Source organism: Simplicispira hankyongi (genome assembly GCF_003570885.1).
GTDB lineage: Bacteria > Pseudomonadota > Gammaproteobacteria > Burkholderiales > Burkholderiaceae_C > Simplicispira > Simplicispira hankyongi.
On record NZ_QXJC01000010.1, the window covers coordinates 76,635 to 90,307 of the forward strand.

The following is a 13,673-nucleotide window of genomic DNA, read 5'->3' on the forward strand; positions in this document are numbered from 1 at the left end:
AATTCTGGAGCCTCGCCATGACTGCCGCCATCCAAGCTGCCCCTACTGAAATGCCCGATCCCATTCTCTTCACCGAGAGCGCCGCTGCCAAGGTGGCCGATCTGATCGCGGAGGAAGGCAACCCCGAGCTCAAACTGCGCGTCTTTGTGCAGGGCGGCGGGTGCTCAGGCTTCCAGTATGGCTTTACCTTCGACGAAATTACCAATGAGGACGATACCGTGATGACCAAGAACGGTGTCTCGCTGCTGATCGACGCCATGAGCTTTCAGTACCTGGTGGGCGCCGAGATCGACTACAAGGAAGACCTCCAGGGCGCGCAGTTCGTCATCAAGAACCCCGGAGCCACCTCCACCTGCGGCTGCGGCTCCAGCTTCTCCTGAAACGCTTCAGGCGGGGTAGATTCCCCCGAGTACACGGGCGCCTTGGGCGCCCGTTGCTTTGGGCAGATTGCCCGGCAGGCCGGCGATGGCCTGGTGCGCCAGCCAGGCGAAGGCCGCCGCCTCCACCTGCTGCGCGGGCAGGCCGAGCGCATCGGTGGTCGTCACCCGCGTCGCGGGCAGCAGCGCCTGCAACCGCGCCATGAGGAAGGTGTTGCGCGCGCCGCCGCCGCATACGGCCAACAAATCGCTATCACTTCCATAGCTGTTAACACAGTCTGCACAAGCGCTGGCGGTCAATTCCGTCAAGGTGGCCTGCACGTCCCGCGGCGCCAGCGCGGCGTGGCGCGCCAGGTGCGCTTCCAGCCATTCCCTATGGAACAGGTCGCGCCCGGTGCTCTTGGGCGGCGGCTGGGCGAAGTAGGGCTCGGCGCGCAGCGCCGACAGCAGCGGGGCCGCCACCCGGCCGCTGGCAGCGAAGGCGCCGCCGTCGTCGTAGGCCTGGCCGGTGTGGCGCTGGCACCAGGCGTCCATGAGCGCGTTGCCGGGGCCGCAGTCGAAGCCCAGCACCCCGCCGCCCGCCTGCAGCACGCTGAGGTTGGCGATGCCGCCGATGTTGAGCACGGCGCGCGTTCGCCCCGGCAGGCCGAAGACGCGTTGGTGGAAGGCGGGCACCAGGGGCGCGCCCTGGCCGCCGGCGGCCAGGTCGCGGCTGCGGAAGTCCGCCACCACTGTGATGCCGGTGCGCTCGGCGAGCAGCGCGGGGTTGTTGAGTTGCAGGGTATAGCCGGTGCCGCCGAATTCCTGCGGCCGGTGGCGCACCGTCTGGCCGTGGGCGCCGATGGCGCGCACGGCGCCGGGCGCCAGGCCGCTTTCGGCCAGCAGCGCCTGCACGACGCCGGCATAGGCCAGGGCCAGCGCGTTGCCGGCCAACGCGGCGCGGTGCAGTTCGTTCGGGCCGGGGCTGTTGAGCGCCAGCAATTCTGCTCTTAATTCAGGAGCTATCGGGGTGGACTGGTAGAGCGCTACCGTGCATTTTTGCTCTGAAATCTCGGCCAGCACCCCGTCCACCCCATCGAGCGAGGTGCCCGACATCAGGCCGATGTACAGCCCGGGAGCGCAGGAGGTGCTCACGCCGGTCCGCAGCCACCAAGATCGCACAAGAGGCACTGCGCGCCAGGCCAGCGGCCGCCGCGCAAGGGCCGTCCCGCCGCGCAGGCGGCGTCCCCCTGGGGGGAAGACGCCGCAGGCGGCTCAGGGGGGAGCATTATTCGGCGCTGGCCTGCTGGATCAGCTCGGCCGAATTGAGCTGGGTGCGCATCAGCGCGGCCACGCGGTCAAAGGCTGGCCGCGAAGCCGCGGAGATGGGGGCCGCTGCCTCGCTGGAGCGGGCGATGCCCATCGGGTCCTGCTGCTTGCCGTTCACGCGGAACTCGAAGTGCAGGTGGGGCCCAGTGGCCCAGCCGGTCTGGCCCACTGCGCCTATGGTTTCACCCTGCGTGACCGACTCGCCCTTCTTCACGTCGATGCGGCTCAGGTGGGCATAGACCGTCTCGTGTTCGCTGCGGTGCTTGACGAAGATCACGTTGCCATAGCCATTTTGCACGCCGGCAAACTCGACCACGCCATCGCCGACGGTGCGCACGGCCGTGCCGGTGGGGGCGGCGAAATCGGTGCCCAGGTGGGCTTTCCACTTCTGCAGAATGGGGTGAAAGCGCATGGAGAATGTGCTGGAGATGCGCGTGAATGCCACTGGGGCGCTCAGGAAGGCGCGCCGCAGGCTTTCGCCCGCCAAGGTGTAGTAAGCCCCCTTGCTGCCGGGTTCTTCGAACCACATGGCTTCGTGCTTCTTGCCGTTGTTCACGAACTCGGCGCTCAGCACGCGGCCCGTGCGCAGCGGTTCGCCGTCGGCTTCCAGGGTTTCATAGACCACCGAGAAGCGATCGCCCTTGCGCAGCGAGCGGCGGAAATCGATATCGCCCGAGAATATTTCAGCGAGCTGGACCGCCACCGGGTCGGGGATATTGGATTCGTCGGTCGCGGCAAACAGCGAGCTGCGGATCACGCCGCCCGACAAGCGGCTCGACGCCGTGAGCGGTGCCGACTCGACGCGGGAGGCAAAGCCGTCGCCCGAACGCTCAATGACGAGGCGTTTGAAATTGCCGCTATCGTCCGGTGCCCAGCGTGCCGTCAGACGCGTAAGGCGGTGGTCGTCGGTGGTCTCGGCCGTTACCGAGCGGCCCGTGCGGCCGAGCAGGTTCTGGTGCACGTTGGGGTCGCGGCGCAGCCAGGCGGCAGCGGCCGGATCGGCCACGCCCAGGCGCTGCAGCAGCGATTCGGCCGTGTCGCTGCTGCGCAGCTGCTCGCTGCGGTACAGCGTGAAGGCGGGACGGTCGGTGAGTTGGGCCAGCGTCGCGTCGCTGGCGAGCGACTGCACGGGTTGCGCGATGCGCTGCTGCGGCAGATCGGCGGCGTCGGGCCCCAGCGAGGCCACGGCGAAAGCGCCGCCGCCAGCGGTCAGCAGCAGGGCCGCAAGGGCGGCAGTAATGCGTTTGGGGTGGTTGCGCAGGCTGCGGGAAAGCGGTTGCAGCAGCGCGCGGCTGGCATCGGTCAAGCCATTGGTCAAAATTCTGTCCCCAGGGTGGCGTGGGTCTGGCACGGCAGGCGACCGGGTCGGTCGAGGGCTTACCAAGGCGCACATACTGTCAGGAGGGCCGTCCGGCAGTGCAAACCAAGCCGCATAAACGGGGTGGCTACTAGAATCCGCGACGGCGAGGTGGCCCGCAGTATAGCCAACCGGCCGCCAGAGGCACCCTTGAAAACCCTTATGAATCATTCAGTTGTTACAACTTTTCCGCTCACTGAGACTGTAGGACAAGCGCTGGAAGTGTCGCTCCGCGGTGCCGACGAACTGCTGCCGCAGCAGGAGTGGGTGCAAAAACTGGCCCGCTCGCAGGCCACCGGCCAGCCGCTGCGCATCAAACTCGGCCTGGACCCGACGGCGCCCGACATCCACATCGGTCACACCGTGGTGCTCAACAAGATGCGCCAGTTGCAGGACCTGGGCCACCAGGTGATCTTCCTGATCGGTGACTTCACCAGCCTGATCGGCGACCCATCCGGCCGCAACAGCACGCGCCCGCCGCTCACGCCCGAGCAGATCAAGGTGAACGCCGAAACCTACTACCGCCAGGCCAGCCTGGTGCTGGACCCGGCGCGCACCGAGATTCGCTACAACAGCGAGTGGAGCGAGCCCCTGGGCGCCAGCGGCATGATTGCCCTGGCCGCCAAATACACGGTGGCGCGCATGATGGAGCGCGACGATTTCCACAAGCGCTTCACCAGCGGCCAGTCGATCAGCGTGCACGAATTTCTCTACCCGCTGATGCAGGGCTACGACTCCGTGGCCTTGAAGAGCGACCTGGAACTCGGTGGCACCGACCAGAAGTTCAACTTGCTCATGGGCCGCCACCTGCAGCAGGAATACGGCCAGGAGCCGCAGTGCATCCTGACCATGCCCTTGCTCGAAGGGCTCGACGGCGTCGAGAAGATGAGCAAGAGCAAGAACAACTACATCGGCATCAGCGAGCCGGCGAACACCATGTTCGCCAAGGTGCTGAGCATTTCCGACACGCTGATGTGGCGCTGGTACACGCTGCTGTCGTTCCGCTCGCTGGCCGAGATCGCACGGCTCAAGGCCGAGGTGGAAGGCGGGCGCAACCCCAAGGATGCCAAGGTGATGCTCGCCAAGGAGATCACCACGCGCTTTCACAGCGCTGCGGCGGCCGATGCGGCCGAGCAGGATTTCGCCAACCGCAGCAAGGGCGGCGTGCCGGACGATATTCCCGAAGTGCAGCTCGCGGGCGCGCCGCTGGGGATTGGCGCTTTGCTCAAGCAGGCCAACCTGGCGCCCTCGTCCAGCGAGGCCAACCGCCTGATCGACGGTGGCGGCGTGCGCGTGGATGGCGGCGTGGTGAGCGACCGGGGCCTCAAGTTGGCGGCAGGCAGCTACGTGGTGCAGGTGGGCAAGCGCAGGTTTGCGCGCGTGGTGCTCGCCTGAAACGCGCCTAATTTTTGGCTAAAAATAGCCTCTATCGCTTATCTGGTAAGCGCTTGAAGCTATTTAATTAATAGCGTTAATAGGGCGAGGCCAGGGTGTCCGGGTCGGGCATGTCGCCAATGGCGCGGCGGGTGCTCTCGGCTTCGAGGGCCAGCCAGGCGCAAAAGGCCTGGATTTCGGGCCGCTGGCTGCTGCGCGGGCCCGTCAGCAGCCAGTAGGCCAGCGGCGAATCGAGCCGGTGGCCCGGCATCACCTCCACCAGGTCGCCTGAGGCCAGCGCATCGGCAATCAGCGGCATGCGCGCCAGCGCCAGGCCCTGGCCGGCCAGGGCCGCCTGCACGATCTGGTGCGCGTAGTTGAAATACAGCCAACGCTTGGGCTGGAGCTGGCCGCAGCCCTGCGTATCGAACCAGCGCCGCCAGCTCAGCCATTCGAGATTCGCCGTGCGGTGCGCATCGCCTGCTTCAATCAACGTGAAGTGCGCCAGATCGGCCGGCATCTTGGGCGTGCCGCTGGCCTTGAGCAGCCAGGGGCTGGCGACCACGGCGAGCTGCTCCCCAAACAGGCGCTGGCCGCCCTGCATGCGGTGGCCGGGCAGCCCGTAGCGCAGCGCCAGGTCGACATCCGAGGTGTCCAGGTCGACGGCGAGGTCGCTGGCGTCGATGCGGATGTCGATGTCCGGGTGCACACGCTGGAAATCCTCCATGCGCGGAATCAGCCACATCGAGGCAAAGCTGGCCCAGGTGGTGATGGCCACGCTTTTGCGCCCTGCGCTCTGGCGCGCCAGGCGCACGGCGGCATCAATGCGCTCGATGGCGGGCGTGCAACTGCGCAGCAATTGGGCGCCGGAGCCGGTGAGCTCCACGGCCCGCGTATGGCGCAGGAACAGCGGCAGGCCGATTTCGTCCTCCAGCGCCTGAATCTGGCGGCTGACGGCCGATTGCGTGAGCGACAGGGACTCGGCCGCGGCGCGAAAGTTGAGGTGCTCGGCCACGGCCAGGAACGCGCGCCAGTGGCCCAGCCCCACGGGGCGGCTGCGGGGCAGTGGGCGCGAAAGAGGCGGGTTGGATGCGTTTGCCATGGCACCATTCTATTGATGCGCCTGGTGCATCAATGCAGCCAGGCGTTTTCATTGGACGGATGGGGTCTGAACGCCGACCATGACAAGCCTCATCACTGCATTTTCAGGAGCTTCTCATGTCCGCCCCCGCATCGTTGTTCCGTAGCCGTAGCACGGACGCCGCGTCTGCCCTGCCCGCCACCGCTGCCGGACAGCGCCTGGCGCCGGGCGAGGTGGCCCGGCTGTCGGCGCCCCGCGCGCAGTTGCTGCGCATCGATTCCGGCTGTGCCTGGCTCACGTTTGGCCGCGGCCCGTTCGAGCCGGGTGGTTCGCGCGCGGGCGACGTCTTTGTGTGCGCCGGCCAGACGCTGCGCGTGCCGGCCGGCTCTCGCGTGCTGATCGAGGCGGCGCGTGGCATGGAGCTGCGCTTTGCCTGGCAGCGGCCCGATGCCGTGCAGCGCCAGGTGCTGCGCCGCGCGCCTGCTTGCGCCCCGACGGCAAGCTGCTGAGCCAGCCCATCGGCCCCAACGGGCGGCGGGGATAATGCGGCGCGAGGCCGGGCGCCGCCCGGTGCACAGACGCGAAGCATGAACCCCATTGACACCGTGATCATGGCTGCCGGCAAGGGCACGCGCATGAAAAGCCGCCTTCCCAAGGTCTTGCAGGGCCTGGCGGGCCGTCCGCTGCTGCAGCATGTGCTGGGCCAGGCGAGCGCGCTGGGCGCGCGCAGCGCCATTGTCGTCACCGGCCATGGCGCTATGGAAGTAGAAGCTGCTTGCGCAGGTGTGGTAAGCGCTGGAGGCCAATTCAACCTGAAATTCGTGCGCCAGGAGCCGCAGCTCGGGACCGGCCACGCCGTGCAGCAGGCGGCGCCGCTGCTGCAGGACGACGGCACCGTCGTCGTGCTCTCGGGCGACGTGCCGCTGACCCAGCCGGACACCGTGCGCGCCCTGGTGCAGGCCTGCGCCGACCAGGCGCTGGCGCTGCTGACCGTGCGCCTGCCCGACCCCAAGGGCTACGGCCGCATCGTGCGCGGCGCCGACGGCACCGTGTGCGGCATCGTCGAGGAAAAAGATGCCAGCGACGCCGAGCGCGCCATTACCGAGGTCTACAGCGGGATCCTGGCCGTGCCCGCGCGCCTGCTGCTGCAGTGGCTGCCGCGCCTGTCGAACCAGAACGCCCAGGGCGAGTACTACCTGACCGAGGTGGTGGCGATGGCCGTGGCGCAGGGCGTGCCGGTGGCCACGCACACCATCGACGACGCGGTGCAGGTGGCGGGTGTCAACAGCCCGGCGCAACTGGCCGAGCTGGAGCGTGCCCACCAGACCCGCAGCGCCGCCGCCTTGATGGAGCAAGGCGTGCGCCTGGCCGACCCGGTACGCTTTGACCTGCGCGACGACGCCCGCAGCGGCGCACGCGCCGAACTGGTGTGCGCGCAGGATGTGGAGATCGACGTCGGCTGCATCTTCACCGGCCGGGTCGAACTGGGCGAGGGGGCGCGCATCGGCGCCTACTGCTGCATTGCCAATGCGCGCATCGCAGCGGGCGCGGTGATTCACCCCTTCACGCACATCGACGGCGAAGCCGCTGGCGTGCAGGTGGGCGAGGGCGCGCTGGTCGGCCCCTTTGCCCGGCTGCGCCCCGGTGCGCAGCTCGGCCGCGAGGTGCACATTGGCAATTTCGTCGAGGTGAAAAATAGCCAGTTGGCCGACGGCGCCAAGGCCAACCACCTGGCCTACCTGGGCGACGCTACAGTGGGCGAGCGCGTGAACTACGGCGCCGGCAGCATCACCGCCAACTACGATGGAGCCAACAAGCACCGCACGGTGATGGGGGCCGATGTGCACATCGGCAGCAACTGCGTGCTGGTGGCGCCGGTCACCATTGGCGCGGGCGCCACGGTGGGCGGCGGTTCAACCATCAGCAAGGACGTACCCGCTGGCGCGCTGAGCGTGGCGCGCGGACGGCAAACCAACATCACCGGCTGGAAACGGCCGGCCAAGAAACCCGCGCCCTGAGAGCGGCGCGCCGAAGGAGCGAGAGCATGACCGGCACCGCACCCGAAGGTTTTTCGTCCACCTCCCCCCAGGGTGAGACGCCCGCACAGGAACTGGCGCGCCTGCGGGCCGCGCACCAGGACTTGCTGCGGGCCATTTCGCACGACCTGCGCGCGCCGCTGCGCCACGTCACGGCGTTCGCACCGCTGCTGCGCGAAATTCTGGAGCCCGCTGCCCTGCCGCCCCCCGAGCGCGAAGAAGCGCTGGAGTTTCTGGGCACCATGGAGCAGGCGGGCCAGCGCATGGGCCGCATGCTCGATGCCCTGCTGGCGCTCTCGCGCATCCAGGCGGCGCCGCTGCGGATCGAAACCGTGGACCTGCAGCACCTGCTGGCACAAGTGGTCAATGAGCTCTCCAGCGTTTCCCAGGGCCGGGCCATCGCCTGGCAGATCGCCTCGCCACTGCCCGCTGTGCAAGCCGACGCGCAGCAGCTGCGCCTGCTGCTGAAGGAGCTGCTGGCCAACGCCATCAAGTTCACGCGCCCCTGTCCGGCACCGCACATTGCGGTTGCCTGCACGCGCGATGCCTCGGGCCTGTGCCGCTTGAGCGTGCAAGACAACGGTGTGGGGTTCGATCAGGCGCAGTCCAAGGGCCTGTTCGATCTGTTCCAGCGCTTGCACCCCGAGCGCGAATTCGAAGGCGTGGGCGCGGGTTTGGCGTTGGTGGCGGCCGTTGCCGGGCGCCACGGCGGCAGCGTCAGCGCGCAGGCAGCGGTGGGTCAGGGCTGCACGGTCACCGTGCAATGGCCGGGTTAGCCGGGTTAGCCGGGTTAGCGGAATATTGCTATTTTTTAAGTAGCTATAAACGCTTGTCAGATAAGCGTTAGAGGCCGAAAATGCTATCAATAGGGGCGCTGAAGTTCGCCGCCGTCCAGCGCGCCGAACACGCTGGCCACTTGGTTGCGGCCTTCGTGCTTCGCGCGGTAGAGCGCTGCGTCGGCCGCATTGAGCCAGTCGCGCAGTGTCATGTGGCTGTGGCTGGCACGCGCCATGCCAATGCTGCTGGTCAGGCGCAGCTCGGGCAGTTCGGCCAGGCGCAGCGCTTCGATGCGCTCACGGATGCGCTGGGCGATGGCATGGGCATGGGCTTCGTCGGTATCGGCGCAGACCACGGCGAACTCGTCGCCGCCATAGCGCCCGGCGCAATCACGGTCGCGCACCGATTCGCGGATGACTTCGCCCACCACGCGAATCGCTTCGTCGCCCACGGTGTGGCCGTGTACGTCATTGATCGGTTTGAAGTGGTCGATGTCGATCATCAGCAGCCAAGCTGGCCGGTCGCTGCGGCGCGCGCCTTCCAGCACGGCCTGGGCTTGCTCCTGCCAGTGTGCGCGGGCGAAGAGCCCGGTCTGCGCATCGCGCTGGCGCAGCGCTTTCAACTCCTTGTTTTGCCGCGCCACGGTGCGAATCAGCCGGTAGCTCGTGAAACTCACCGCCAGGCTGTGCAGCACGATCACCGGCAGCGTGGCGATGATGACGGACAGCGAGCTGGCCAGTACCGGCTCGGGGCGCAGTACCAGCGTGCCCAGCAGCGCCATGCCTGCCATGCCAGGCAGCGAATACAGCCACAGCCGCTTGATGCCGGTGCCGAATTTGTCGTGCGTGGTGATCACCGCGAGCACGACGGAGGGCAGCAGGTTGAAGTGCATCAGCGGAATCCACAGGCCGACGATGGCCGAGTCGATCAGCAGGTTGCGGACTTCAGCGCGGTAGGGGTTGCGGCTGGTGCGCGCGTGCAGGTAGGCCAGGTGCGGCCACAGCCCCAGGGTCACGAGCGCCAGCCAGCCAAAGCGCGCCAGATCGCCGGTCTGAATCAACACGCTGCAGATCACCCACAGCCCGAGCCCCATGCCCAGGATGCGCAGCGGGTAAATGCTGCGGTAGGTGTTTGCGCGCGCGCTGGCGCTGCGGTGCTTGGGGGCAGGCTGCGGGGCGGCTGTCATGACCCAGGCACGGGGGGGCGCAGTTGCCGCAACTGGCGGCGCAGATCGCCCACTTCCTCCATCAAATCCACGGTGAGCGCCGCCAGATGCGGGTCGGCATCAAAGCAGGCCTCAAGCTGGGCCACGCGGCGCGCGCGGACCAGCGTGGTGCTGGCAAAGCGCCAGGTGACCATCCCGCCGCTGACTGCGTCGGCGGGCTGGGGGGCAATGACCCCGGCTTCGACATGTTCGCTCACCCATTCGGGTGCGCGGCGGCAGGCGCGGGCCAGTTCTTCGAGGCTCAAACTGTCGTCGCCCAGCAGTTCCGCCATCTGGGCAGGGAGGTGAAAGGCATGGGGCATGGTTCAGGCTCCTTGCTGAGTTTGCGAGGGGGCGCGCGGGTTGAACGTGGGGAACGCTTTGCCAAGCGCTGTCCAGGCAGCGCGCGCGGCGTCGCTGTCGGCCGGTGGCAGGGCAATGTCGATCTCCAGGTACAGGTCGCCCGGCGTCGCCGCGGGAATGCCGCGGCCCTTGAGGCGCAGCTTGCGCCCCGCGCGCGAGCGCGCCGGGATGGTCACTTCGACGGTGCCGCTGGGCGTCTGCACCTCGACGCTGGCGCCCAGCGCTGCTTCCCACGGAGCAAGTGGCAGCGGCTGGTACACGTCGCGCTCGACACTGCGCCAGCGTGCATCGGGCCGGAAGTGCACTTCCAGGAACAGATCCCCCGCCGGTGCGTCGCCTATGCCCGGGGCGCCTTGGCCAGCGAGGCGAATGAGCTGGCCTTCGCGCACGCCCTTGGGAATCTTCACCTCGAGATTGCGTTCCTCACTCGCCATGCGCCCGTCCGGGCCAGGGCGCGCGGCGCGCAGCGACAGCGTGCGCGTGCCGCCCTGGTAGGCGTCGAGCAAATCGAGCTCGATCTTGGCGTGGTGGTCGCTGCCGCGCCGGGCCGCATGGCCGCCGCCTTGGCCAAACCCGCCTGCACCGCCGCGCTGGCGCGCAGCCTGGCCGAAAAGCTGCTCGAAGAAGTCGCTGTAGTCGCCACCGCCATCGGACGGGCCGCCCGAGAATTCAAAACCGGTATCCCAGCCCGGCGGTGGGCGGAACTCGCCGCCGCCGCGCGCCCCTTGGGCGGCTGCCTGCGCGCTGACGCTGTCGTAGGCGGCGCGCTTTTCCGGGTCGGAGAGCACGGTGTTGGCCTCGTTCAACTGCGCCATCTTGGCGGCGGCGTCCGCCTCTTTGCTCACGTCGGGGTGGTACTTGCGCGCCAGCTTGCGATAGGCCTTTTTGATCGCGTCCTGGCTGGCGCTTTTCTCTACGCCCAGCGTCTGGTAGTAATCCTTGAATTCCATGCGTCAGGACTCCGGTTGGGGTGGCTCAGGCCATAGTGTGAACTCTAAGCCAGGCGCTTTGCGTCACACGTCGGACTTTGTCTCAAAGTGAGAAAAGTTTGATAGCAGCAAGCGCTTACTGCGCCTGCGCAAGAGGCAGTTTTGTCTCGAATTTTGCTCGGCGTGTGGCGAAGTGCAGTTTGACGTTGCGCACGTTGGCATCCTGCGTGAACAGGCGCGCGGCAAGCTCCAGGTAGTGCGGCATGTCGCGCACCTGCAGCACCAGCACGAAGTCAGCCCCCGAGGCCATGCGCCAGCACTGCGCCACGCAGGGCTCGGCCACGGCGCGCGCCTCGAAGGCGTCCTGCGCCTCGGCGGTCTGGCGGTCGAGCAGCACCTCGCCAATCGCGTGCAGGCCATGGCCCAATGCCGCTGCCAGCACCTCGGGCTGCAAGATGGCGACTTGGCGCGCGATGAGCCCGGCCTCCCGCAGCCGGCGCACGCGGCGCAGGCAGGTGGGAGGGGATATCCCCAGCTGTGCAGCGAGTTGCTGGTTGGTGGGCGTGGCGTCCTCTTGCAAGGCAGCGAGAAGTTTTTTATCAACTTTATCAAGCAATAAATTTTCCATAAATTTCATATATTTGATTGAATGAATTTTATGGAAATAATTTGTTGAAAACAATGCCACACATTTCTAGTCGCCGCACCTAGCATGCCGGCTGTTCCTTCCACAGCAAAGGCTTTCCATGTGCGGCATCGTTGGCGCAGTTGCGCTCCATGACATCGTTCCCACCCTCGTCCAGGGCTTGCAGCGCCTCGAATACCGTGGCTACGACTCCTGCGGTGTGGCCATTCACGCCGCCAGCCTGAATCCCGCCGCCGCCGGAGGCCTGGTGCGCGCGCGCAGCACCCAGCGTGTGGCCGAGTTGTTGGAGCAGGTGCGCACCGAGCACTTGAGCGGCGGCACCGGCATTGCCCACACCCGCTGGGCCACGCACGGCGCACCTGCGGTGCACAACGCCCATCCGCATTTCAGCCATGGCTGCACGCCGGGCGCCGCGGAGCAGCCAGGCCGTGTCGCCGTGGTGCACAACGGTATCATTGAAAACTACGAGCAGCTGCGCGAGCGCTTGCAGGCGCGGGGGTACGTGTTTGCCAGCCAAACCGATACCGAAGTCATTGCCCACCTGATCGACCACCATTACAGCGGCGACCTGTTTGCCGCCGTGCAGGCCAGCATTGCCGAGCTGCGCGGCGCCTATGCCATTGCCGTGATGCACAAGGATGAGCCCCACCGCGTGATGGGGGCACGCGCCGGCTCGCCGCTGGTGCTGGGTGTGGGAGCGGGTGGCGAGGCGCACTTCCTGGCGAGCGATGCCATGGCGCTGGCCGGCGTCACCGACCAGATCGTCTACCTCGAAGAAGGCGACATTGCCGATCTGCAGCGCGGCCGCTACTGGATTGTGGGCAGCAGCGGCAAACCGCTCAGCCAGGGCGATCGCCCGGTGCGCACCGTGCACGCCCACAGCGGCGCGGTGGATCTCGGGCCTTACCGCCACTACATGCAAAAGGAAATTTTCGAGCAGCCGCGCGCCATTGCCGACACGCTCGAAGGCGTGGCCGGCATCGTCCCCGAACTTTTCGACGGCCCCGAGCACAACGGCGCGCCGGGCGCGGCTGCCTGGCGCGTGTTCGAGCAGATCGACCGCGTGCTGATTCTTGCCTGCGGCACCAGCTACTACAGCGGCTGCACGGCGCGCTACTGGCTTGAAGACATTGCCGGCATCCCCACCCAGGTGGAAGTGGCGAGCGAATACCGCTACCGCACCAGCGTGCCCGACCCGCGCACCTTGGTGGTCGTCATCAGCCAGTCGGGCGAAACGGCCGACACGCTCGCTGCCCTGCGCCATGCGCAAAGTCTGGGGATGGAACACACGTTGACCATCTGCAACGTCGCCACCAGCGCCATGGTGCGCGAATGCAAGCTGGCCTATGTGACGCGCGCCGGTGTCGAGATAGGCGTGGCCAGCACCAAGGCCTTCACCACGCAGCTTGCCGGCCTGTTCCTGCTCACGCTCGCGCTGGCGCTGGCCAAGGGGCGCCTGACCCCCGAGCAGGAAGCCGCCCACCTCAAGGCGATGCGCCACCTGCCCGTCGCCTTGCAGGCGGTGCTGGCGCTGGAACCCCAGCTCATCGCCTGGGCCGAGGATTTCGCCCGCATGGAAAACGCCCTGTTCCTTGGCCGGGGCCTGCATTACCCGATTGCCATGGAAGGTGCGCTCAAGCTCAAGGAAATCAGCTACATCCACGCCGAGGCCTACCCGGCTGGCGAACTCAAGCACGGCCCGCTGGCGCTGGTGACCAGCAGCATGCCGGTGGTGACGGTGGCGCCCAACGACGCGCTCTTGGAAAAGCTCAAAAGCAACATGCAGGAGGTGCGCGCGCGCGGCGGCGTGCTGTATGTGCTGGCTGACGCCGATACGCGCATTGCCAACGGCGAGGGCGTGCACGTCATCCGCATGCCCGAGCACTACGGGGCGCTCTCACCCATCCTGCACGTGGTGCCGCTGCAGTTGCTGGCGTATCACACTGCTCTGGCCAAGGGGACGGATGTGGACAAACCCAGAAACCTGGCGAAGTCGGTTACGGTGGAGTGAGGCAGGGCCGGGAATACAGGGGCTATTCTGGGTAATTAAAGTCGTAAACACGCAAATAAAGTCGTAAACAAGCCTCCAGCATTTATGCGGGTTTGCGGGGTGGTCATTTGTAACAGTAAAGTCGTAAACTCGAACTTGACAGGCAGAGACGACCTAGAAATACGAAGCAAACCGCAGCCCTGTTTGGGCTTGTTGCTATATAAAAAAGAG

The 13,673-nt window shown here is 67.0% G+C and carries 13 protein-coding genes; 6 read left to right on the forward strand and 7 right to left on the reverse strand.

Features of this window, described 5'->3' with window-relative positions:
• Positions 1-17: 17 nt before the first annotated feature.
• Positions 18-380, forward strand: a complete 363-nt coding sequence (erpA, locus tag D3F03_RS15595) for an iron-sulfur cluster insertion protein ErpA (protein ID WP_119110360.1) — start codon at positions 18-20, stop codon at positions 378-380.
• Between the two features lie 6 nt (positions 381-386).
• Here erpA and D3F03_RS15600 read toward each other — a convergent pair whose 3' ends face one another.
• Both D3F03_RS15600 and D3F03_RS15605 read right to left on the reverse strand, forming a co-directional pair.
• Positions 387-1,511 (reverse strand): anhydro-N-acetylmuramic acid kinase, encoded by a 1,125-nt coding sequence (locus D3F03_RS15600; protein ID WP_281271437.1) that lies wholly within the window; start codon positions 1,509-1,511, stop codon positions 387-389.
• A gap of 133 nt (positions 1,512-1,644) precedes the next feature.
• The gene (locus D3F03_RS15605) at positions 1,645-3,003 is read right to left on the reverse strand and encodes a M23 family metallopeptidase (protein ID WP_119110361.1); all 1,359 of its coding nucleotides are present in this window, start codon (positions 3,001-3,003) and stop codon (positions 1,645-1,647) included.
• Positions 3,004-3,204: 201 nt separating this feature from the next.
• Here D3F03_RS15605 and tyrS point away from each other — a divergent pair, with 201 nt between their 5' ends.
• Complete coding sequence (tyrS, locus tag D3F03_RS15610; RefSeq protein ID WP_119110362.1) at positions 3,205-4,437, forward strand: tyrosine--tRNA ligase; 1,233 nt, start codon at positions 3,205-3,207, stop codon at positions 4,435-4,437.
• 76 nt (positions 4,438-4,513) lie between these two features.
• Here tyrS and D3F03_RS15615 read toward each other — a convergent pair whose 3' ends face one another.
• Positions 4,514-5,518: a LysR substrate-binding domain-containing protein gene (locus tag D3F03_RS15615; protein ID WP_119110363.1), complete on the reverse strand. Its 1,005-nt coding sequence runs from the start codon at positions 5,516-5,518 to the stop codon at positions 4,514-4,516.
• A 116-nt stretch (positions 5,519-5,634) separates the two neighbouring features.
• Here D3F03_RS15615 and D3F03_RS15620 point away from each other — a divergent pair, with 116 nt between their 5' ends.
• The 3 genes from D3F03_RS15620 (at position 5,635) to D3F03_RS15630 (ending at position 8,309) form a co-directional block, all read left to right on the forward strand.
• Positions 5,635-6,006 carry a DUF2917 domain-containing protein gene (locus D3F03_RS15620; protein ID WP_119110364.1) on the forward strand — a complete coding sequence of 124 codons (372 nt, stop codon included), beginning with the start codon at positions 5,635-5,637 and terminating at the stop codon, positions 6,004-6,006.
• A gap of 78 nt (positions 6,007-6,084) precedes the next feature.
• The gene (gene glmU, locus D3F03_RS15625; RefSeq protein ID WP_119110365.1) at positions 6,085-7,515 is read left to right on the forward strand and encodes a bifunctional UDP-N-acetylglucosamine diphosphorylase/glucosamine-1-phosphate N-acetyltransferase GlmU; all 1,431 of its coding nucleotides are present in this window, start codon (positions 6,085-6,087) and stop codon (positions 7,513-7,515) included.
• A 26-nt stretch (positions 7,516-7,541) separates the two neighbouring features.
• Complete coding sequence (locus D3F03_RS15630; protein ID WP_119110366.1) at positions 7,542-8,309, forward strand: sensor histidine kinase; 768 nt, start codon at positions 7,542-7,544, stop codon at positions 8,307-8,309.
• Positions 8,310-8,395: 86 nt separating this feature from the next.
• Here D3F03_RS15630 and D3F03_RS15635 read toward each other — a convergent pair whose 3' ends face one another.
• The 4 genes from D3F03_RS15635 to D3F03_RS15650 form a co-directional block, all read right to left on the reverse strand.
• The gene (locus tag D3F03_RS15635) at positions 8,396-9,496 is read right to left on the reverse strand and encodes a diguanylate cyclase (protein WP_119110367.1); all 1,101 of its coding nucleotides are present in this window, start codon (positions 9,494-9,496) and stop codon (positions 8,396-8,398) included.
• Complete coding sequence (locus tag D3F03_RS15640; protein ID WP_119110368.1) at positions 9,493-9,837, reverse strand: chaperone modulator CbpM; 345 nt, start codon at positions 9,835-9,837, stop codon at positions 9,493-9,495. The genes D3F03_RS15635 and D3F03_RS15640 overlap by 4 nt, the downstream gene beginning before the upstream one ends.
• A gap of 3 nt (positions 9,838-9,840) precedes the next feature.
• The gene (locus D3F03_RS15645; protein WP_119110369.1) at positions 9,841-10,827 is read right to left on the reverse strand and encodes a DnaJ C-terminal domain-containing protein; all 987 of its coding nucleotides are present in this window, start codon (positions 10,825-10,827) and stop codon (positions 9,841-9,843) included.
• A gap of 115 nt (positions 10,828-10,942) precedes the next feature.
• Positions 10,943-11,434, reverse strand: coding sequence for an Lrp/AsnC family transcriptional regulator (locus D3F03_RS15650; protein WP_119110409.1), 492 nt, complete (start codon positions 11,432-11,434; stop codon positions 10,943-10,945).
• Positions 11,435-11,552: 118 nt separating this feature from the next.
• On the opposite strand from D3F03_RS15650, the gene glmS reads away from it, so the two are divergent.
• Positions 11,553-13,463, forward strand: a complete 1,911-nt coding sequence (glmS, locus tag D3F03_RS15655) for a glutamine--fructose-6-phosphate transaminase (isomerizing) (protein ID WP_119110370.1) — start codon at positions 11,553-11,555, stop codon at positions 13,461-13,463.
• The last annotated feature ends 210 nt before the right edge of the window (positions 13,464-13,673 follow it).